This is a genomic window from Streptomyces sp. NPDC015220 (genome assembly GCF_043079345.1).
Classification (GTDB): Bacteria; Actinomycetota; Actinomycetes; order Streptomycetales; family Streptomycetaceae; genus Streptomyces.
Genome location: NZ_JBIBUK010000002.1, coordinates 434,258 through 453,944, shown reverse-complemented (window position 1 = coordinate 453,944; position 19,687 = coordinate 434,258). Strand labels below are relative to the sequence as shown.

Below are 19,687 nucleotides of genomic sequence, written 5' to 3'. Positions count from 1 at the left end.
CCCGGCGGGCGCGGGGGGCCCCCCCCCCCCCCCCCCGCGGCCCCGCCCCGCCCGGCCGGCCCCCCCGCGGGGCCCGCGCCCGACACGCCGACGTCCCCCGGCCCCCCGCGGCCGAGCGACCGTGGTCGTGGTCGGGCGAGGCGCGCTGCCGGAACCCCTCCGGAACTCGTCGCGGAACATGTGAAACATCCCGAGGGGCCCACCGCATCAAAGGGGTGAGAGTGCCGGAGAGGGCACGCCGGGCACGGGGGATCCGATGAGGCAGGGCCGCAGCGAGGGGTATCCGGAGTTCGCGGCGGCGAGGTCCGGGCACCTGTACCGGTCCGCCTGTCTGCTCACCGGGGGCGACACCCACCTCGCCGAGGACCTCGTCCAGGAGACCCTCGGCCGGGTGTACGTGCGCTGGAACCGCGTCCGTGCCGCGGACAACCCGGCCGGGTACGTCCAGACCGTACTGACCCGCACCTTCCTCGCCCACCGGCGCCGCCACAGCAGCCACCGGGAGCGCGCCACCGACGTACTCCCCGAGGTCGCGGCGCCGGAGGCGGGCGGTGACGCGTCGCTGCGGCTGACCCTCATGGGGGCCCTCGGGCAACTGTCGGCCAAGGACAGGGCGGTGGTCGTCCTGCGGTACTGGGAGGACCGCAGCATCGAGGAGACGGCCGCGGTGATGAACACCAGCTCGGCCGCCGTCCGGACGCGCTGCGTCCGCGCCCTGGCCCGGCTGCGCGCGCTGCTCGGCGACGCTCTCAGCGAGTACGCCGGGACCTGACCCGTCCCGGTCGCGCACCGACCACCAACCCACGTTCGAGAAACGGCGGTTCGCCATGCCCGACGCAGACAACGACGCCTTCGAGGAACGGTTCGCCCACGCCCTGCGGGACGCCGGAGCGACCCTGGGCAGCGCCCGGCAGGACCTGGCCGCCGCCGGTGAGGTGCGCGGCCGGCGGCTGCGCGCCCGACGGCGGGCCGCCGTCGCCGGCGGTGTCGCCGGGGTCGCGCTCGTGGGACTGGGAGTGACCTTCGTACTCCCCGGCGGACAGGACGGCCCCGGCGCACGGCAGCGGCCCGCCGCCGGCGGCCCGGCGGCCCGGACCACCCCCGTCGCCTCCGAGAGCGCGGCCCCGGCGGTGTCCGGCGAGGAACTCGTCCGCACCCTCAGGAAGCTGCTGCCCCAGGGGGAGCTCAGCAACGCCGAAGGACGCGGCACGGACGACCACCCCTATGCGGCGGGCGTGTTCGACGATGGCAGGGGCGAGGCCGCGGTCAGCGTCTCCGTCAACCGCGTCCCGGCCGGCACTCAGGAGGCGCGCCAGAACACCGAGTGCCCCGACAAGGTGTTCATCGCCTACGACAGCTGCGGCACCACGAAACTGCCCGACGGCTCCGCCGTGATGATCCTCAAGGGCTACGAGTACCCCAACAGCCGCAGCGGCACCAAGCTCTGGCGCGCCGAACTGGTGACGCCGACCGGCCAGCACATCAGCGCGCAGGAGTGGAACGCCGCCGCCGAGAAGGACAAGCCCGTCACCCGGGACGAGCCCCCGTTGTCCGCCGCCCGGTTGACGTCGCTCGTCACCGCGCCGCAGTGGCGTGCCGCGGCCGACGCCATCCCCCTCGACCAGCGGCCCAAGCCCGCGCCGAACGAGACGTCGGCCGCGCACACCGGCTCGGTCTCGGCGACGCTGGCCCGGCTGGCGCCCAGCGGAACCAAGGTCGTCTCCAAGGGCAGCGCGGACCCCGGCTTCGGCTACGTCGTCCTCGACGACGGCAAGGGCGCGAGCCTGGTGCAGCTCAACGTCCAGCCCGACATGCGGGACGTCGAGAGCCAGCTCTTCGGCGAGGGAGCCAGGACCCTGCCCGACGGGACCAAGGTGGTCACGCGCAAGTCCCCCGGCGAGAAGGGCATCGAGGGCATCGTCATGTGGACGGTGGACACGATCCGTCCCGACGGCCGCCGTGTGGTGATCAGCGCCTTCAACTCGGGCGCCCAGAACACCCCGGCCACCCGTGAGGCCCCGGCCCTCACCATGAGCCGGCTGGAGAAGATCGCCACCGACCCGAAGTGGCTGAAGCTGGGCTGACCACCGTGCCGCCGCCCCTGCCCGCGCCACGGGGGGACGCGGGCAGGGGCGGCGGCCGTGCGGTGTGCGGGCGGGCCCGCGCGACGGACCGGCCGGCACGCACGGACGCCCGTGCGTGCCGGGCTCAGAAGCTCGTCAGCGTCCCGGGCAGGCCGAAGGTCCAAAACGTCCCCCCGGACAGGTCCACCACGGTCGCGGTGCTGTCCGAGACCATCACCCAGCCGTCCCGCGTGTGCCGCAGCAGGTACGAGTTGTCCATGCCCGTGACCGTCACGCGCCCCAGTTCGCGCCCGCTCGCCCGGTCCAGCTCGACGAGATCGCTGTCCTGCCCGCGGTTGACCGCGACCGCGACGGTGCCGCCCGACGCCTGAAGGGCGTCGACCCGGCCGCCGTCCACGCTCACCACCGTCGCGCCGTCGGCGCGCCGGAGGGTCACCTCCACCGTGGCCCCCGGGCCGTTCCCGGCGGGAGAACCGGCCAGGACCGGTGTGCCCGCCGGGCAGGCCAGCTGCTGCACCTGCAGACCGGCGGAGCGCACGGCCCGTCCCGTCCTGCCGGTGGTGAGGTCGAGCACGCTCACCTCGGTGTCGGCTCCCTGCCCGGTGGCCAGGCACACCGTGTCGCTCGACGGATCGGAGGCCGTCAGCGTCACGGGCCCCGGAACCCGGGTGCTCCGGACCCCCTTCCACGTCCTGGCGTCGCGTACCAGCACACCGGTGGACTCCCGGCCCGCCTCGGCGGCGCTCCGCCCGCCTTCCGGGGAGCCGTGAACGGCCGCCACCAGGCTCTTGCCCGGCACGAGTTCCCGCAGCCGCCCGGTGTCGCCCTTCTCGTCCAGGACGTGCCGGGCGGTGTCCAGCGTGAAGAGACGGTCCGGGCGCTCACCCTTGCGGGGCGTCGACAGCCACCACGTACCGTCGGCCGACCGCACGAGCTGAGGAGCCCGCACGTCGTCGTCGCCGTCCTTCTCCGGCACGACGGCGAGCGCCTGCGCGTGACGGGCCGAGGGATTGATGCCGACCACCACGGTCCGCCCGGAGACGCTCGCGGTCACGAAGGTCTGCGAGCCCTCCCAGTCCGTCCCCAGCTCCACATCGCCGGAAGCGGAACAGGAGGCCAGCACAGCCGCGGACACCGCGAGCGCGGTGTACGACATCCTGCGCCGCACCAAGGGGATCACCAGTCCTTCATGGCTTCGGTGGGGGACATGCGCGCGGCACGGCCCGCCGGGAGCACCGCGCCGGCGGCCACGACCACGACCGTCGCCACCGACAGCGCGACCAGGACCGGCGTTCCCGGAAGGGGCACCGTGTCATGGACGTACGGGGCGATCTCGCCGAAACGCCTCAGACCGGCCGCCGCCGCGCTGGAAGCGCCCACCGCCAGCACCACACCGGCCGCGGCCGCCACCGCGCCGGCGATCGCCATCTCCGCCACGAGCATCCCCATCACCGAGCCGCTGCGGAAACCGACCGCCTTCAGGATGCCGACCTCCTGGGCCCGCTGCCGCCCCAGCGCACCCGTCACCGTGACCGCGCCGACGAACGCCAGCACGCCCAGAACGCCGATCAGGACGTTCCCGGTCAGTCTGACCAGCTCCAGCACTCCGGGCAGTGCCTGGAGCTGCTGCTGCAAGGTGACGGCGGGGTAGTTCATCCCCTGCACGGCTCGGAGCACGTCCGGCACGTGCGAGGCACTGTCGGCCACCACCGTCAGCTGGTCCCAGCCCGACGTGCGCAGGTAGTCGTCGGTCGTCTTGCCGGCCGCTCCCGCCGCCCACTTCACCACGCTCGCGTCGTCCGCGTACGCGGCGTCCGGTCCGTCGAACTGCCAGCCCGGGTCGTACAGGCCCACCACCTTCACCCGTGAACTCACCGTGCCGCCCACACCGGGCCGCACATACCGGTGCGCGTCGACCGTCACCGTCCTGCCGACCATCGAGGACAGGTCCACCCCGTGCGTGGAGGCGGGGAACACCACCTCGCCGGGTTGCAGCGGGAAGAGCCGCTCGCGCACCGACCTCACCACCGGAGGCGCCAGCGACTCGCGGTACGTCGTCGCGTACAGCAGGTCGGCACCCTCGGGGTTGTCCCGTACCGGCATGGACACCTGGAGCCGGTGCTGGACCGACTCCACGTGCGCGATCGCCGCCAGGCGCTTCTCCGTCGCCTCCGTCAGCCGGGCCGTATCGGGACGGCCCTCCGGGGAGTCCACCGTGACCGACCGGTTCGCCGTCGACTCCCCGACCTGGCTGTCCGTCGAAGCCTGTGCGTTGGAGGCGACGCCGATGGCGCTCAGGCACACCGCGCCGGCGACCGCGACCATCGTGACCAGTCCCAGCAGCCGCCTGTGCAGCGCCCGCACGTTCCACCAGGCCATCCGAAGCAGGTTCACAGCTCACCCTCCCGCGGGCCCCGGGTGAGCGCCCGGGAGCGGCCGCTCGTCTCGTCCCGGCCCGAGAGCGTCGTGTCCGGGCCGAGCCGGTGGACCACGTCGGCCGCGTCCGCGACCGCCTGGTTGTGCGTCACGACCAGCACTCCCCGCCCTTCGTCCGCCAACTCGCGGAACAGGCGCAGCAGCAGGCCCTCGCTCCGCGGATCCAGGTTCCCGGTGGGTTCGTCGGCCAGGAGCAGCGGTGGGTCGTTCACCAGAGCCCGGGCCAGCGCCACGCGCTGCTGTTCACCTCCGGACAGTTCGCCGGGCCGGTGCTCGCACCGGTCTGCCAGTCCCACGCGCTCCAGCAGACCGCGCGCCCGCCGCTCAGCCTCCCCGCGCCTGCCCGTGTACGGGAGCAGCACGTTGCGCAGGGCGCTGTGCTGCGGCAGCAGGTTGTACGACTGGAAGACGAAGCCCAGACGCCGACGTCGCAGGTCCGCCAGCGCGCTGTCCGTCAGGGCACGGGTGTCGCGCCCCTCCAGGACGACACGGCCGGTGTCGGGTTTCGTCAGCAGCCCGAGGATGTGCAGGAGGGTGGTCTTGCCCGATCCGGAGTGTCCGACGAGCGCGGTGACGCGTCCCGGCGCGATGGCGAGGTCGATGTCTTCGAGGACGTCGACCCGCCGGCCGCGCAGCGTATAGGACTTGCCCACCCCACTCGCCGTCAGCAGCGTGCTCAAGGAGGTTGTGCCCACTTTCTCTCTCGGGGGGCCCGCCTACGAGGGCAGGGCTCCCAACTTGCCGTCCAGTGCCTTGTCCAGCTCCCACACGGCCCACGTCGTCTTGAGGTCGCAGCCCGGTTCGTCGTCCGGCCGGTACAGGCCGGGAAGGCCCGGACAGCCCCGGTGCGCCTTGAAAAGGCCGGCCAGGGACCCCACCACCAAGTCGCCGGCCCGGCCGCCGAGCAGCAGGTAGGCGCGTACGATCAGCGCACGGTCGTAGACGCTCGCGCGGGGCCCCGGATCGGTCGCCCACCGCCTGAGCCCGTCCGCGGTCAGCCATCCGGGTACGCGATCGTCGTGACCGCCCTGGTGCAGGCCGACCACCAGCGTGGCGGCCGCCTGTGCCCCCTCCAGACCGTCCACGCTCCAGCGCGTGACGGAGGGAGCCGGCACCGGCACGCCCGACTCCGCGCAGTTCCACACCGCACGCTGCCAGTCCGCAGCGTTGTCCGCGGTGACCGTGGCCGGCACGGTCACGGGGTCCCGGCACAGCGCGGTCTCCCGGGGGGAGAGCGGCGCCCCGCCGGCGCTGTGCTCCAGCGCGGCCGTGGTCAGCCGCGCGGCGCCGTCACGCGGCGCGTCCGGGGAGTCGGCCTGCTTCTCCACGGCGCCCAGGAGACGCTTGTCCCGCACCGGCCATCCGGCGACGCTCCGCAGCCGCTGCACGAACAGCGACGCGTCGGGCGTGCCCAGGTAGGAGGAAGGGTCGCGCACCGTTCCGTCCGGCATCCGCTCCCGCTGGAGGCGGCGGACGACCGACGGGAACGCGTTCTCGGGGCTGCCGGTCGCGCGCAGGATGTGCACCAGGCTGTAGAGCTGCTCGTAGTCGAGGCTGTCGGTGTTGTGCGCCAGGGCCTGCTGCCAGACCTCCCGGTCCACGCGCGGCTCCTTGCCGGCCGACTCCTGGAGCAGTACGTAGTCGTAGGTGTCCTCCAGCAGGTCGGCGCGCTCCTTCTCCGGCCGCTCGGTGAACCGGCTCGCGTCCGGAGCGGCCCGTGTCGTCAGGGACTCGGGAGTGGGTCTGGCGAGCAGGCGCAGGCACCGGGCCAGGACCGCGGCCCCCTCCAGCGACGGCCCGCCGGCCGCCAGCCCGTCCAGCCAGCGGACCGTGGCGGCCCGGTCGGCGGCCGGAAGCCTGCCCAGGGAGCCGGTGGCCGCCTCCACCTCCAACGCGGCCCAGGTGGCGCCAAGGCGCCCCTCGTCGGTTTTCGTCCCGAGCGCGGGGTCGTCGTACCACCCCTTGTCGGTCCGGAGTTTCTCCACCGCGCGCGCGTCGCTCCGGCCGAGCACCCCCGACGCCCCGGCGTCGCGCAGCGGGACGAGCCAGTACCTGCCCCACAGCGGGGACGCCTTGACCGCGTCGGAGCGCAGTGCCGAGGCCGTCCCGGCTCCCACGGTGACCCTCGGTCTCGCGCCGGTCTCCTCCAGGGTGCGCAGCGCGTAGGACTGGGCCTCGGGGCTGCCGCGTTCCTCCCGCAGGAAGGGGTGGTAGTACAGGCCGTTAGCCCGGCTGACGAGGCTGGCGAAGTAGCCGGGCTCCCCGCTCGCGTGGTGGCTGCCGGGCGAGGCGCACCCCGCGGCCGGCACCATGACGCAGGCCGCGACGGCCGTCCACACCGCCGTTCTGGCGATGCTCCTGGTGCGTGACATGCTCGTTTCCCCCGGTGAGAGAACTCTGCCCCCGCCGGAGGGCGGGGGCAGAGACGGTCAAGTGGTGCGACGGCGTCGCGCGCGGATCACGCCGCGCCGGCGGTGACGCACTTCTCCGTGAACTTGATCCTGCTGGTGATCTGCGCCGAGCCGCAGGACTTCGTCGACACGTAGACGGTCAGCTTGCTGGGCTTCATCTGACCGTAGGTGTCGGCGATCCACCTGTGGCCGCCGTAGTTCTTCCAGCGGACCTCGCCCTGCGACTTGCTCGTCATCTTCAGCGTCGCCTCGGGGTTCTTCGAGATCTTGATGGAGACGCTGATGCCGTGCGCGGCCAGGACGGCCCGGTTCTGCACCCACTGCGCGCTGTCGTGGGCCTTGCCCTTGTACAGCTTGGTCGACGCCTTCCAGTCGCAGGCGCTCACGTACGTGCCGCAGTGCCAGGCGTTCACCTGCATCTTGTGACCCGGGATTCCCCAGGTGTTCGAAGCCGTCGTGGCGTGTGCGGGCGCGGCCGTGAACAGCAGCGCACCGGCGGCCACCGCAGCGGCACCGCCAGAGGCCAGGCGCGAGAGACTACGCATGAACCCTCCCCGTAGAAGTGGAAATGCTTCCCACGCGTCCGGCACCGCGGATAACCCCGTACGCGTGTTCTACAGATTTCTACGGCGTGGTCACGGCGGCCGCCATCGCACCTTCGGGCACCCTGCCCTGCGGGGCCACCTCGGGAGGAACCGCTCCGGGGGAGGAGGCCGGGCCGTGGCAGGCCCGTCCCGCTCCTGCTCAGCCCGGCTTCTTGCAGGTCTTCCGCTTCGCCAGCTCCGACACGATCCCGGACACCTCACCGATGACGGCGTCCTTGTCCTTGACGCGCTCCGACACCGTGACCTCCGCGGCGGGACTGCGCCCGTACGACAGGACCGTCTTCACCCCGTCGTGGGTCTGCTTCTCGTTCACGACCCAGTCGACGCCCTTCACCGACGTGCAGGGAGCCGACTCCGGCACGTTCGAGATGTTCCCGCACCGGAGAACGACGTCCCCGTCCCCCCACACGGCCGTTCCCTTCTGGTCGGAGTCGTTGCGGTCGTGGCCCCCCAGCTTCTTGGGCGCCTTGCCCACCAGACCGGAGCACGCGGCACTGTCACCTCCCGGAGCCGCCGACACGTTGTAGTCGCGCGAGGCGGTTCCGCACGCCGCGAGAGCGGCGGCGCACACACCGATCACACCGGCCCGTCCCAGACGCCGGCCAAAGATCTTCCTCATGATTCTTCCCCCATCCAGGTACAGCAGGTTCGTGGGTTCTTCTTCGGTCGAGGCCGCACCGCCGGGGCTCGCGGCGGCACGTGCGCGGGGAACACGCGTCGGTTCCGCCGCGGCCCGTGATCAGCCCTCGCGGACGCTGAGCAGGTCACCGGGCTGGCAGTTCAGTTCGCGGCAGAGCGCGGTGAGGGTGGAGAAGCGGATCGCCTTGGCCCGGTCGTTCTTCAGGACGGAGAGGTTGACCACCGTCACCCCGACCCTGGCCGCCAGCTCGGACAGGGTCATGCCGCGCTCCGCCAGCAGCCGGTCCAGGTGGACCTGGACCCGGTGTTCCTCCTCCGGTGGCATCAAACCAGCCCTTCGGTGTCGGCGCGCAGCCTCGTACCGCGCCGGAAGACCTCACCGAGGGCCAGGATGAGGAAGGCCAGCAGGACGTACTCGCCGGTGAAGGAGACTTCGAAGGGGATCTGCTCGCCCAAGGGAGTGCCTCTCACCAGAGCGGCGGTGGTGAGCGCCGGCAGCACGGGGGAGAGGACGGCCTGCACCAGCACCGTGAGCCCGATGACGCTCAGGCGGCGGGCGTTCTGCGGCACGAAGACGTCGCCGCGGCGCAGGGTCCCGGCCATCCGGAGGAGGAGGGCCACGACGAGGAGCAGGAGCAGGCTGCCGACGATCTCCGGCAGGGCGAGCAGCAGCCGCTGGCCCGGACCGGGGTGGGCGAAGACGAGATCCGCCCGGTGCGTGCCGGTGAGGCTCATGCCATGGCCCGCCACCGCGTCGGTCACAGCGGCCGGTATCCGGGTCGTGGTCCGGGCCTCGACCGAGCGGGTGTCCACCGGGTCGGTGAGGCCGACCACCCCGAGCGCCGGGATCAGTACCCCGAAGACGGCGACGAGCGCGGCGGCCAGGCCCAGAGCCGCCTCCAGCAGCCGGTTGTCGGTCCGGCTCCACCAGGACGTCGTACCCATGGTTCCCCCTGCCGCTCGCAGCCCGCATATCGCTTATCGATAGTATCGATAAGCGATATGCGGGCTGTCAACTTCCCTCGTGGAAAGGGTTGGAGGGCGTGAAGGAACCCGGACGACGGCTGTTCGGAGGTCGTCCGTCGGCGGCCGGGGACTCGGTGCGCAGCCCGCAGCCCGCAGCCCGCAGTCCGCGGTCCGACGCGGACGGATCCGGCGGAACCGGCGGAACCGGGCGGGCGTGACGCCCGCCGCAGCGACGCCGCCCGCGGAGCGAGCGCGGTCCCGCGCCGGGAGGGCGGGGGTCGGGGCCGGGGCCGGGGCCGGCAGACCCTAGGGCCGGTCGGCGAGGCGGTGGTGGTGGGCGTAGCCGTAGAGGGCCGCCTCGGTCCGGCTGGTCACTTTGATCTTGGTCATCAGGTTGGTCAGGTGGGTCTTGACGGTGCGCTCGGCTATGCCGAGGCGACGACTGATCTGGCGATTGTCCGCGGCGCGGCTGAGCAGGGCGAGGACCTGGCGTTCGCGAGGGGTGAGGGTGGGTATGGCCTGCGGGTCCCCCGGAACGGGCGGTGCGGTCGGAGCGGAGTCGAAGACCTCCTGCGGTCCGGATCTCTGGTCGCCCGTGGTGAGGTAAGTCAAAGCAACGTCTCCCCGTTTGTCTCTGCGTGACCACTCCGGCCGGTTGTCCATCGATTCGTGCTGTGCCGCATGCCCCCTGTCGGGGGTGCGCCGCCAGGCCGTTGGTCCTGGCGGGACCGTGAACCGGTCTGGCAGGGCCGAGAGTTTCGCACGTTTGCGCCCCCGCATGGTGCCTTCATGCCGGAATGAGTGGCAAGTGACTTGTGTGCACTGGCGGTCGTACTGTTTCCGCGTGCCGGCGCCCATCGCGTGGGACATCAGTAAATGGGCAACATCGGTCCTGAAGGGCCGAGTTGAGCGTTTCTTGAGGTTGTGCACCGGGGTGGCGCGCCTGGCGCGGGTGCCCGTCGGGGCGTTGACGAGGCGGACGGCCGACGCGGCAGGTGAGGCGGGGGACGGCGAAGCCGGCGCGGCCACGACGGGGGAGCCGCGGGCGGAGGGGCGGCCAGCGCCCGCGGGTGGGGCGCGGACGACCGTCTCACCCGCGAGTCACCCCGGCCGGCGCCCGTCGGGCGCGCAGCCCGCGGCCCCTGGCCACCGGACGGCGGAGCGGTCACCGGATGGGTGGAGTTCTCCCGGGACGGCAGGCGGTGCCCGAGCCCTTCGGAGGAGGGGACCGCCCCAGACGCTTGGCGAGGACGTCCCCGGCCTGGGCGAAGACTGACGCCCGGACCCTCGCGGGTCCGGGCGTCAGGTCGTGATGAGCGGTGTGGGGTTACGGCAGCGCGTGCACGTGCGCGCCCACCGAGTTGGACCAGGCGTTGCCCGCCGCGGCGTCCCAGTTGGTGGACCAGGTCATCGCGCCGCGCAGGTCGGGGTAGGTCTTGGACGGCTTGAAGGTGCCGCAGTTGGTCAGCTTGGTCAGGCAGTCCAGGGCGTTGTTGACCACCGTGGGGGAGACGTAGCCGCCGCCGGCGCCGCTGGGGGAGGCGGGCAGGCCCAGGCCGACCTGGGAGGGCGCGAGGCCGCCTTCCAGCTGGATGCAGGCGAGGGCGGTGAGGAAGTCGACCGTGCCCTGGCTGTAGACCTTGCCGTCGCAGCCCAGCATGGCGCCGCTGTTGTAGTACTGGGTGTTGACGACCGTCAGGATGTCCTTGACGTTCAGCGCGGTCTTGAAGTAACCGGCCGAGGTCGACTGCATGTCGATCGTCTGCGGGGCCATCGTGATGATCAGGGACGAGCCCGCCTTCGCCGACAGCGCGCGCAGCGCCTGCGTCATGTACGTCGGGTTGAGGCCGTTCTCCAGGTCGATGTCGACGCCGTCGAAGCCGTACGTCTGCATCAGGGAGTAGACCGAGTTGGCGAAGTTCGTCGCCGACGTCGAGTCGCTGACCGACACCGTGCCCTTCTCGCCGCCCACCGAGACGATGACCTTCTTGCCGGCCGCCTGCTTGGCCTTGATGTCGGCCTTGAACTGGTCGACGGTGTAACCGCCGAGGCCGGCCGAGTCGAGGTTGAAGGTCACCGCGCCGGGCGTGGTCGTCGCGTCGGCGAAGGCCACCGCGATGATGTCGTACTGCGACGACACGTCGGAGATCTTCTGGACCGTGGCGCCGTTGTTGAAGTTCTGCCAGTAGCCCGTCACCGCGTGCTTCGCGAGGCTGCCGCCCCCACCGCCCCCGCCGCCGCCGGTGGACGAGGTCGTGGCCGTCACCGCCGCCGACTTGGCCGACTCGCCCGCCGCGTTCGTCGCCGTGACCTGGAAGGAGTAGGACGTCGAGGCCGTCAGGCCGGTCACCGTCGCCGACGTGCCCGTCGCCGAGGCCACCTTGGCGCCGTCGCGGTAGACGTTGTAGCCGGTGGCGTTGGACACCGTGTTCCAGGAGAGCGACGCCGAGGACGACGACGTGCCCGTGACCGCCAGGCCGGCCGGGGCGGCCGGGATCGTCGGGGCCGGGTTGCCGCCGCCGCCGTCACCGCCGCCGCCTCCGTCCGGGCCGGAGACCGAGACGTCGTCCGCGTAGTACGCCGCCTGGCCGTACCAGCCGTGCAGGTACACCGTCACCGAGGTCGTCGAGGAGCCGGTGGAGAAGGTGGTCTGCAGCTGCTTCCACGTGGAGCTGTCCGGCGTCCAGGTCGACACGTCGGTCGTGCCGGTGCCGGTCGCGCCCAGGTAGGCGTACCCGCCCTGCACCCAGGCGCTCAGCGTGTACGTCGAGTTGGGCTTGACCGCCACCGTCTGGGTGCACTGGGCGTTGTCCTGCGCGGCCGGCGTCGCCTTCAGCGCGGCGGTGCCGCCGTGCACCGGCGAGGAGACGGTCGCGCCGCTGCCGGCCGAACACGTCCAGTTGCTCAGGCCCGACTCGAAGCCGGCGTTCTTGGCGTTGTTGATGTCGGCGGCCGACGCCTGACCGGTGCCCGCGCAGGAGAGGGCGAGGGCTGCGGTGACGGCGCCGGACCAGACGCTCAGCGGCCGAAGCCGTCTGGCTCTGCCTCTGGTTCCTGACGTGCCGGGTACGCGGTCCACTGGGGCCTCCGGGGGAGAGGTGGGAATCGGGGAGGGAGATGCAGGAGCAGGGGTGCTGCACGGTGGCCACCGTTGGTCGTACAAGTTGGTCCAGACCAATTGTCTTGTCAAGGGGTGCAGACCGAATCGCCCTGCCCCGAGGCGGTGTTCGGAGTCGTGACGGCGGGTGCGGCCGGCACGGGCGGAGGCGGGCCGGCGTCAACGGGATGGCGGGCCGTCCACGCCTTCGGGCCCGAATCGGATGCTCGACCTGACCGGCTTTGACATGACTTGTGCCGTCACAGTTGCCACCGGCCGCACATTCGCTGTTCTCCGGCCCCAGGGGCGCGGATACAGTGCTCACGTAGTCACGCAGTGAAGTCAACTCGGTGCGCCGAAGGCAACGACGGCGGACCGTCGGGCGTCGAACGGGGAGCTCGCGTGCCAACTGCGATCGCTGTGACCAGTAGCGACATGGCGCTGCCCGCGCAGGACGAGCGGACCGTGCCCGCCGTGGTGCTGGAGGACCTCGACCGGCAGCCGCTCGAGCAGACGCTCGACACGGTGCGGACCCTGCTCGACCAGCACGGGCACATGATCGTCGTGTGCTCGCAGGCCGTCCCCGGCGCCGCCGCCCACCGGCTCCACACCGTGCGCTCCCTGCTGGAGAGCGACCGTATCGCACTGTTCCGCCCGGACCTGCCGCCGCTCGCGGTCGCCGTCCTGGCCCGCCAGTTACGTCAGCTCGCCTCCTGCGACCTCAGCCCCGGCGTGCTCGCCTCGGCGGGCCGGCTGCTCACCCACTACGTCCACGCCGGCGCCGTGCTCAACTCCGTCACCCGCCTCGACCGCGTCCCCGTCAACCTCAAGACGCACGCCAAGTCCTGGATGCCCGGCAGCCAGTTCGGCGTGATCGCCCACCCCGAACCGCAACTCGTGCGGATCGGCCCCGAAGCCGCCCTCGCCGGACCGGACTTCGGCACCTGGATGCTCGTCGCCAAGGGCCAGCTCCAGTCCGACTGGGTCCAGACCGCCCTCGCCCCCGCCTGGAACGTGCTCGGGATGCGCGAGGCCGCCCCGCCCGCCGAGTCCGCCGCCTGGTGGGGGACGGGCAGACTCGTCGAATTCTGCACCTACCTGCCCGATCTGTCGGTCCTCTACCAACTGGTCACCTCCGTGCGCCAGGGCCTGTGCCACTGGTGCGGCATCGACGTCATCGGAGACCGCTGCGTCTTCTGTTCCGCCACCGCGCCGCCGGTCCACGAGAGCCCCGCCCCCACCGGTTGACCGGGCGGGCCCGCTCCGCCCCCGCCATCCGCTCCGCCCGACCGCTATCCAACGAGGTTGCACGGTTCATGAACTCCCGTCAGCGCCGCGGCGTGATACTCCTGCTCCTGTCCGTCCTCTGCGCCCTCGGCGCGTTCGCGGGCGTGCTCACCGTCATCAGCGACGTCAAGTCCAAGGTCGGCCCCGAGGTCACCGCGTACCAGCTCAGGACCGACGTGAAGCCGTACACGACGCTGACCACGAGCCAGTTCGAGAAGATCTCGATGCCCAAGCGGTGGCTGTCGCCGAACGCCGTCACCGACCTCGCCCGGATCCGCGGCAAGATCGCGGTCACCACCCTGCGCCAGGGCTCCCTGCTGCAGAGCGACATGATCGTCGACCAGCCCGTCCTGCAGCCGGGGCAGCAGGAGGTCGCCATCATGATCGACGCGGCGACCGGCGTGGCGGGCAAGATCACCCCGGGCTCCTCGGTCAACGTGTACGCCACTTTCGCCGGGCAGCGGCAGGGCGACCCTGCCCAGTCCAAGATCATCGTGACCGGCGCGAAGGTCCTCGACGTGGGCCGCATCACCGCCCTGGACCCCGGCGCCGACAACCGGAGCCAGCAGCCCAGCGAGGTCGTCCCCATCACCTTCGCGCTCTCCACCCCGGACGCCCAGCGCATCACCTACGCGGAGTCCTTCGCCCAGCGGGTCCGGCTCGCGCTGGTCGCGCCCGGCGGCGGCACCGGCGTCCCGGCCAAGGACCGGACCTACGAACTCGCGAAAGACAAGTGAGAGGCCCGCAGCCATGCCCACCAGGATCCTCCCGGCAGTCGGCGACGCGGACGCGGTCCGGTCCCTCACGACCCTGCTCAGCCAGCTGCCCGACGCGGAGCCGGTGACCGCCGCCGCCGACTCCACCCAGCTCATCGACACCCTCGCCCGCCTGGCCGCCGAGTCCGTCGACGAGCTGCCCGAGGTCGTCGTCGTGCACGAGCGGATCGGCCCGGTCCCGGCCCTGGAACTGATCCGCGAGGTGGCCCTGCGCTTCCCGGCGGTCGGCGTCATCCTCATCACCTCCGACGCGAGCCCCGGCCTGTTCGCCGCCGCCATGGACTCCGGCGCCCGCGGCCTGGTGTCCCTCCCCCTGGGCTACGAGGAACTGGCCGGCCGCGTTCAGGCGGTGGCCCAGTGGTCGGTGGGCGTACGGCGTCACCTGGGCCACGGCGGTGATGTGTTCACCGGGGTCGGCGGACGAGTGATCACGGTCAGCGGGGCCAAGGGCGGTGTGGGCGCCACCCTCACCGCCATCCAGCTGGCCCTGGCCGCACAGGCCTCCGGACACGGCACCGCCCTGGTCGACATGGACCTCCAGAGCGGTGACATCGCCTCCTACCTGGACGTCCAGTTCCGCCGCTCCGTCGTCGACCTCGCCGGCATCACCGACATCTCCCCGCGCGTCCTGGCCGACGCCGTCTTCCGCCACGACACCGGCCTCGCGCTGCTGCTCGCCCCCGGCGAGGGCGAACGCGGCGAGGAGGTCACCGACCGGGCCGCCCGCCAGCTCGTCAGCGCCCTGCGCTCCCGCTACGAGGTGGTCGTCCTGGACTGCGGCGCCCAGCTGAGCGGCGCCGGCGCCGCCGCCGTGGAGATGGCCGAGACCGCCCTCCTGCTCACCACCCCGGACGTCGTCTCGGTGCGCGCCGCCAAGCGGACGGTGCGGATGTGGGACCGGCTGCAGATCCGCAAGGCCGAGGAGACGACGATCGTCGTCAACCGCCACACCCGCGGCACGGAGATCCAGCCGCCGCTCATCCAGAAGATCACCGGCACCGCCGTCGCGAGCACCGCGATCCCCGCCCACTTCAAGGAACTCCAGGGCGCGGTCGACGCCGGCCGCCTCCACGAACTGGACAACAGGAGCACCGTCAAACAGGCCCTGTGGGGCCTGGCCGCCGAACTCGGCCTCGTCAAGAGGCCCGAGGGCGACCGCAGGAGCGGCGGCCGGTCCCGGGGCGGCGACCGGGGCTCGGTGAGCTTCCGGCGACGCAGGGAGACGGGGGGATGAGGGGGCGCACGCGCGAGCGCCTGCGCTCCGACGGCGGGCAGGTCGCCATCGAGTTCCTGGGCATGGCGCCCACCATCCTCGTCACACTGGTGCTGCTGTGGCAGTGCGTGCTGCTGGGATACACGTACACCCTCGCGGGGAATGCTGCGGACGAGGCGGTGCGGGCGGGAACGGCGGCGACGGGGGATTTCCAGGGGGCGTGCCGACAGGCGGGACTGAAGGACCTGCCGAGCGCCTGGCAGGACGACGCCGCGATCACCTGCGGCGGAAAGGGGTCCGGCTACATAACGGCCGACGTCCGGCTGAAGGTTCCCGTGCTGCTCCCCGGCCTGATCGGCTTCCCGGTCCCGGTCGGGGCCAGCGCCGGGGCCGTGGAGGAGGTGAAGGACTGAGATGCCCCGCCACCGCGCCACGCGGCGCAGACGCGATTGCGGCCAGGTCGCCATCGAGTACCTGGGGTTCATCCCGATCCTGATGCTGGTCGCCATGGCGGGCATCCAGATCGGGCTCGTCGCCTACGCCGCTCAGCAGGCCGGCACGGCGGCGCGGGCGGGGGCGCGGGCGGCCTCGCTCGGCATGAGCGCCCAGCAGGGCTGCCAGGAGGCGGTGTCCGCCTCGCTGAGCGGCCGCACGAGCTGCGGCGAGGCCCGGGGCGGCGACACGGTCACCGTCACCGCCACCATCCGCATCCCCTCCGTCATCCCCATGTGGGACCCCGTGGGAGACGTCCGCAAAACCGCCACCATGCCACTCGACCACTGACCGGGGAATGAAGCCATGAGTCTCCGCGCACGCATCAACTCCCACGAGGAGCAGGGCAGCCGGGGCGAGGACGGCCATCTCGTCGCCTCCTACCGGGCGAAGCTGCTGGAGGAGATCGACCTCGCGGAGATGGGCTCGCTCGCCGCCGCCGACCGCCGGGCGCGGCTGGAGCGGGTCCTCGGACACATCATCAGCCGCGAGGGCCCGGTCCTGTCGACCGTGGAGCGCTCACAGCTGATCCGCCGGGTGGTCGACGAGGCGCTCGGCCTCGGCATCCTCGAACCACTCCTCGAGGACGCCTCCATCACCGAGATCATGGTCAACGGCCCCGACGCGGTCTTCGTCGAGCGCGGCGGCCGGGTCGAACAGCTCCCGATCCGCTTCGCCTCCGACGACCAGCTGATGCAGACCATCGAGCGCATCGTCTCGACGGTCAACCGCCGCGTGGACGAGTCCAACCCCATGGTCGACGCCCGCCTGCCGTCCGGCGAACGCGTCAACGTCATCATCCCGCCGCTCTCGCTCACCGGTCCCATCCTCACCATCCGCCGCTTCCCGCGCTCCTTCACCCTCCAGGAGCTGATCGGCTTCGGCTCGCTCGACGAGCACATGCTGTACCTGCTGGCCGGCCTGGTGCAGGCGAAGTTCAACATCATCGTCTCGGGCGCCACCGGCACCGGGAAGACGACCCTGCTCAACGCCCTGTCCGGGCTGATCCCCGACGGCGAGCGGATCATCACCATCGAGGACTCCGCCGAACTCCAGCTCCAGCAGGCCCATGTGATCCGCCTGGAGGCCCGCCCGCCCAACGTAGAGGGCCGCGGCCGGATCAGCATCCGCGACCTCGTCCGCAACTCCCTGCGGATGCGCCCCGACCGCATCGTCGTCGGCGAGGTCCGTGGCGGCGAGTCGCTGGACATGCTCCAGGCGATGTCCACCGGCCACGACGGCTCGCTCGCCACCGTGCACGCCAACAGCGCCGAGGACGCGTTGATGCGCCTGCAGACCCTGGCCTCCATGTCCGACGTGGAGATCCCCTTCCCGGCCCTGCACGACCAGATCAACAGCGCCGTCGACGTCCTCGTCCAGCTCACCCGGTTCGCCGACGGAGCCCGCCGGGTCACCGAGATCGCCCTGCTCGACAGCCACGGCAGCGAGCCGTACCGGCTGGCGACCGTGGCCCGCTTCGCCGCGCGGCCCATGACGGCCGACGGCCGGATCCACGGCGCCGTCGAGCACCACCCGCTGCCCCGCCGCACCGCCGACCGCCTCTACATGGCGGGCCAGCCGATCCCGCAGGCCTTCGGCGTCGCCCAGTCCGCAGACCAACTGGCCACCCGAGAAGCCAGGTAGGCAGGTAGGAACCGTCCCCATGGAACTGAGCACCCTCGTCACCCTCACCACCGGCGTCACACTGCTGACCTGTGTGCTGGCCGTCGTGGGCCTGCACGCCTACGCCATGGGCCGGGCCCAGCGGGCGGCACTCGTCGACCGGCTCGCGCAGACCGGCCAGGTCACGGCCGGCCGCCGACGCCGCTTCGGGGACCTCGACCGCCGGCTGCGCCGCACCGCACTGGGCCGCAGGCTCGAACTGCGGCTGGCGGCGACCGGCCTGGACGTCACCCCCGGCGAGTTCTTCGTCTACATGCTGGCCGCGGTGGCCGCCCTCTGGCTGATCGGCCAGGCCGCCCTGGCCCCCTTCTTCGGCCCGCTCGCCGGTCTCCTCGGCATCTGGGCGGCCATGCAGTTCCTCAGCTGGCAGCGGCAGAAACGCATCGAGAAGTTCATCAACCAGCTGCCCGAGCTCGCCCGCATCCTCGCCAACGCCACCCAGGCCGGCCTGGCGCTGCGCACCGCCATCGGCATGGCGGCCGAGGAACTGGAGGCCCCGGCAGGTGAGGAACTGGGCAAGGTCGCCCACCAACTGGCCCTCGGCGCCTCGATGGACGACGCGCTCGGCGAGCTCGCCGACCGCCTGCCCTCCCGCGAACTGGTCGTCCTGGTCACCACCCTGGTCCTGTCCAACCGCGCGGGCGGCCAGGTGGTCAGCGCCCTGCGCAACCTCACCGAGACCCTGGAGGAACGCAAGGAGACCCGCCGCGAGGTCCGCACCCAGCTCTCCCAGGTCAACATGACCTCGTACGCCGTCCCCGTGCTCGGAGTCGGCGCGCTGTTCCTGATGAACGGCGTCAAGGCGGGCGCGCTCGACCGCATGACGGGCTCACCGTTCGGCCAGGCCGCCGTCGTCATCGCCTTCGCGCTGTACGCCGTCGGCTTCGTCCTCATCCGCCGCCTGTCCCGGATCGACGTCTGAGCCGGCACGGCTGACGAAAGGAGGTGGGAGCGGACCATGGCACTGCTGCTCGCACTCGTGATGGGCCTCAGCGTCTGGGGCGCCTTCGCCGGCATCCGGATGTACCGGGCCGACGCCAAACTCCCCGGGGACCTCGCCCTCGCCCTGGAGGTCGGCTCCACCCGCACCGGCGCGGTGGACTCGGTCATCGACCGGCTCGGGATGCGCTACGCCCCCGCCGTGCTGCGCCTGATGGGCCCGAAGCTGGTCGCCCGGTACCGCCGGAAGATCGACCTGGCCGGCAACCCGGGCGGTCTGACCATCGACCGCTACGCGGCCAGGCGGGCGGTCTACGGCTTCCTGGGCGGTGTGGGCGGCCTGGTGTTCGTCCTGCGCGGCCAGTACTTCGTGGCGCTGATCCTGTTCGCCTTCGGCGCGTTCTGGACCGAGGTCGGCATCTGGTCGGCCATCCGCGTCCGCAAGGACGTGATCGAGCGGACCCTGCCGGACTTCCTGGACGTGCTCGCCGTCGTGGTGAGCGCGGGCCTCGGTTTCCGCCAGGCGCTGGACCGGGTGGCATCGAAGTACGAGGGCCCCTGGGCGGACGAACTGCGCATCACCCTGCGCCAGATGGACCTCGGCATGAGCCGCCGCCAGGCCTTCGCCGAGCTGCGCCGGAGGAACGACTCCGAACAGGTCGCGATGTTCGTCACCGCGCTCCAGCAGGGCGAGGAACTGGGCGCGCCGATCGTCGACACCCTCGTCTCCCTGGCCAAGGACATGCGCCGCACCGACGCGCAGAACGCCCGCCGCAAGGCCGCCCGCGCGGTCCCCAAGGCCACCATGATGATCACCACCTTCATGGTCCCGGCCACCATGCTCCTGCTCGGCGCCGGCCTGATCCTTGGCTCCGGCGTCGACTTCGGCTCCGTCACGGGGAAGTAGAAGGCAGGTGGGTACGACCATGCCGACCACGGAGGAACATCCCCACGCGGTCCTGCGACGCCGGCGCACCGCACCGCCCGACGGGCCGCTGCCGGGGATGCCCCGGCAGCCGGCCGGCCGGACGACCGCCGACGGCGAGCCGGCCGCACCCC

20 protein-coding genes are annotated in these 19,687 nt (G+C 72.2%); 10 read left to right on the top strand and 10 right to left on the bottom strand.

Annotated elements, in window-relative coordinates:
• The first annotated feature begins 256 nt into the window (after positions 1-256).
• A complete protein-coding gene (locus ACF061_RS06890) occupies positions 257-772 on the top strand; it encodes a SigE family RNA polymerase sigma factor (RefSeq protein WP_392265753.1) in 516 nt (171 codons plus the stop codon).
• Between the two features lie 55 nt (positions 773-827).
• Positions 828-2,084 (top strand): hypothetical protein, encoded by a 1,257-nt coding sequence (locus ACF061_RS06885; protein ID WP_392265752.1) that lies wholly within the window; start codon positions 828-830, stop codon positions 2,082-2,084.
• 124 nt (positions 2,085-2,208) lie between these two features.
• On the opposite strand, the gene ACF061_RS06880 is transcribed toward ACF061_RS06885, so the two are convergent.
• From ACF061_RS06880 to ACF061_RS06835, 10 genes are all read right to left on the bottom strand, one after another.
• Complete coding sequence (locus tag ACF061_RS06880; RefSeq protein ID WP_392265751.1) at positions 2,209-3,264, bottom strand: hypothetical protein; 1,056 nt, start codon at positions 3,262-3,264, stop codon at positions 2,209-2,211.
• On the bottom strand, positions 3,261-4,478 hold the full coding sequence (locus tag ACF061_RS06875; RefSeq protein ID WP_392265750.1) for an FtsX-like permease family protein: 1,218 nt from the start codon (positions 4,476-4,478) through the stop codon (positions 3,261-3,263). Before ACF061_RS06875 ends, ACF061_RS06880 begins: the two co-directional genes overlap by 4 nt.
• Positions 4,475-5,200, bottom strand: coding sequence for an ABC transporter ATP-binding protein (locus ACF061_RS06870; protein ID WP_392265749.1), 726 nt, complete (start codon positions 5,198-5,200; stop codon positions 4,475-4,477). Before ACF061_RS06870 ends, ACF061_RS06875 begins: the two co-directional genes overlap by 4 nt.
• 36 nt (positions 5,201-5,236) lie before the next feature.
• Positions 5,237-6,892 carry a hypothetical protein gene (locus ACF061_RS06865; protein ID WP_392265748.1) on the bottom strand — a complete coding sequence of 552 codons (1,656 nt, stop codon included), beginning with the start codon at positions 6,890-6,892 and terminating at the stop codon, positions 5,237-5,239.
• Between the two features lie 86 nt (positions 6,893-6,978).
• Positions 6,979-7,476 (bottom strand): hypothetical protein, encoded by a 498-nt coding sequence (locus ACF061_RS06860; RefSeq protein ID WP_392265747.1) that lies wholly within the window; start codon positions 7,474-7,476, stop codon positions 6,979-6,981.
• 199 nt (positions 7,477-7,675) lie between these two features.
• Positions 7,676-8,155, bottom strand: coding sequence for a DUF3515 domain-containing protein (locus tag ACF061_RS06855; protein WP_392265746.1), 480 nt, complete (start codon positions 8,153-8,155; stop codon positions 7,676-7,678).
• 120 nt (positions 8,156-8,275) lie between these two features.
• Positions 8,276-8,500 carry a helix-turn-helix domain-containing protein gene (locus tag ACF061_RS06850; RefSeq protein WP_392265745.1) on the bottom strand — a complete coding sequence of 75 codons (225 nt, stop codon included), beginning with the start codon at positions 8,498-8,500 and terminating at the stop codon, positions 8,276-8,278.
• Entirely contained in the window at positions 8,500-9,120 is a 621-nt protein-coding gene (locus ACF061_RS06845; protein WP_392265744.1) for a DUF2975 domain-containing protein, read from the bottom strand. Before ACF061_RS06845 ends, ACF061_RS06850 begins: the two co-directional genes overlap by 1 nt.
• Before the next feature lie 327 nt (positions 9,121-9,447).
• A complete protein-coding gene (locus ACF061_RS06840) occupies positions 9,448-9,753 on the bottom strand; it encodes a helix-turn-helix transcriptional regulator (RefSeq protein ID WP_392265743.1) in 306 nt (101 codons plus the stop codon).
• A 715-nt stretch (positions 9,754-10,468) separates the two neighbouring features.
• Positions 10,469-12,220, bottom strand: a complete 1,752-nt coding sequence (locus ACF061_RS06835) for a chitinase (protein ID WP_392265742.1) — start codon at positions 12,218-12,220, stop codon at positions 10,469-10,471.
• A gap of 453 nt (positions 12,221-12,673) precedes the next feature.
• Here ACF061_RS06835 and ACF061_RS06830 point away from each other — a divergent pair, with 453 nt between their 5' ends.
• From ACF061_RS06830 to ACF061_RS06795, 8 genes are all read left to right on the top strand, one after another.
• Positions 12,674-13,486 carry a hypothetical protein gene (locus ACF061_RS06830; protein WP_392266167.1) on the top strand — a complete coding sequence of 271 codons (813 nt, stop codon included), beginning with the start codon at positions 12,674-12,676 and terminating at the stop codon, positions 13,484-13,486.
• Between the two features lie 68 nt (positions 13,487-13,554).
• A complete protein-coding gene (cpaB, locus tag ACF061_RS06825; protein ID WP_392265741.1) occupies positions 13,555-14,262 on the top strand; it encodes a Flp pilus assembly protein CpaB in 708 nt (235 codons plus the stop codon).
• Positions 14,263-14,275: 13 nt separating this feature from the next.
• On the top strand, positions 14,276-15,535 hold the full coding sequence (locus ACF061_RS06820) for a CpaE family protein (RefSeq protein ID WP_392265740.1): 1,260 nt from the start codon (positions 14,276-14,278) through the stop codon (positions 15,533-15,535).
• On the top strand, positions 15,532-15,927 hold the full coding sequence (locus tag ACF061_RS06815; protein ID WP_392265739.1) for a TadE/TadG family type IV pilus assembly protein: 396 nt from the start codon (positions 15,532-15,534) through the stop codon (positions 15,925-15,927). Before ACF061_RS06820 ends, ACF061_RS06815 begins: the two co-directional genes overlap by 4 nt.
• 1 nt (position 15,928) lies before the next feature.
• Positions 15,929-16,297 carry a TadE/TadG family type IV pilus assembly protein gene (locus tag ACF061_RS06810; RefSeq protein ID WP_392265738.1) on the top strand — a complete coding sequence of 123 codons (369 nt, stop codon included), beginning with the start codon at positions 15,929-15,931 and terminating at the stop codon, positions 16,295-16,297.
• 15 nt (positions 16,298-16,312) lie between these two features.
• Entirely contained in the window at positions 16,313-17,650 is a 1,338-nt protein-coding gene (locus ACF061_RS06805; RefSeq protein ID WP_392265737.1) for a CpaF family protein, read from the top strand.
• 19 nt (positions 17,651-17,669) lie between these two features.
• Positions 17,670-18,611 (top strand): type II secretion system F family protein, encoded by a 942-nt coding sequence (locus ACF061_RS06800; protein WP_392265736.1) that lies wholly within the window; start codon positions 17,670-17,672, stop codon positions 18,609-18,611.
• A 36-nt stretch (positions 18,612-18,647) separates the two neighbouring features.
• Entirely contained in the window at positions 18,648-19,535 is an 888-nt protein-coding gene (locus tag ACF061_RS06795) for a DUF5936 domain-containing protein (protein WP_392265735.1), read from the top strand.
• The last annotated feature ends 152 nt before the right edge of the window (positions 19,536-19,687 follow it).

Coding starts and splice junctions, on each gene's coding strand:
- ACF061_RS06890 (WP_392265753.1), top strand. CDS start 257: ATGAGGCAGGGCCGCAGCGAGGGGTATCCGGAGTTCGCGGCGGCGAGG.
- ACF061_RS06885 (WP_392265752.1), top strand. CDS start 828: ATGCCCGACGCAGACAACGACGCCTTCGAGGAACGGTTCGCCCACGCC.
- ACF061_RS06865 (WP_392265748.1), bottom strand. CDS start 6,892: ATGTCACGCACCAGGAGCATCGCCAGAACGGCGGTGTGGACGGCCGTC.
- ACF061_RS06860 (WP_392265747.1), bottom strand. CDS start 7,476: ATGCGTAGTCTCTCGCGCCTGGCCTCTGGCGGTGCCGCTGCGGTGGCC.
- ACF061_RS06855 (WP_392265746.1), bottom strand. CDS start 8,155: ATGAGGAAGATCTTTGGCCGGCGTCTGGGACGGGCCGGTGTGATCGGT.
- ACF061_RS06850 (WP_392265745.1), bottom strand. CDS start 8,500: ATGCCACCGGAGGAGGAACACCGGGTCCAGGTCCACCTGGACCGGCTG.
- ACF061_RS06845 (WP_392265744.1), bottom strand. CDS start 9,120: ATGGGTACGACGTCCTGGTGGAGCCGGACCGACAACCGGCTGCTGGAG.
- ACF061_RS06830 (WP_392266167.1), top strand. CDS start 12,674: ATGGCGCTGCCCGCGCAGGACGAGCGGACCGTGCCCGCCGTGGTGCTG.
- cpaB (WP_392265741.1), top strand. CDS start 13,555: ATGAACTCCCGTCAGCGCCGCGGCGTGATACTCCTGCTCCTGTCCGTC.
- ACF061_RS06820 (WP_392265740.1), top strand. CDS start 14,276: ATGCCCACCAGGATCCTCCCGGCAGTCGGCGACGCGGACGCGGTCCGG.
- ACF061_RS06815 (WP_392265739.1), top strand. CDS start 15,532: ATGAGGGGGCGCACGCGCGAGCGCCTGCGCTCCGACGGCGGGCAGGTC.
- ACF061_RS06810 (WP_392265738.1), top strand. CDS start 15,929: ATGCCCCGCCACCGCGCCACGCGGCGCAGACGCGATTGCGGCCAGGTC.
- ACF061_RS06805 (WP_392265737.1), top strand. CDS start 16,313: ATGAGTCTCCGCGCACGCATCAACTCCCACGAGGAGCAGGGCAGCCGG.
- ACF061_RS06800 (WP_392265736.1), top strand. CDS start 17,670: ATGGAACTGAGCACCCTCGTCACCCTCACCACCGGCGTCACACTGCTG.
- ACF061_RS06795 (WP_392265735.1), top strand. CDS start 18,648: ATGGCACTGCTGCTCGCACTCGTGATGGGCCTCAGCGTCTGGGGCGCC.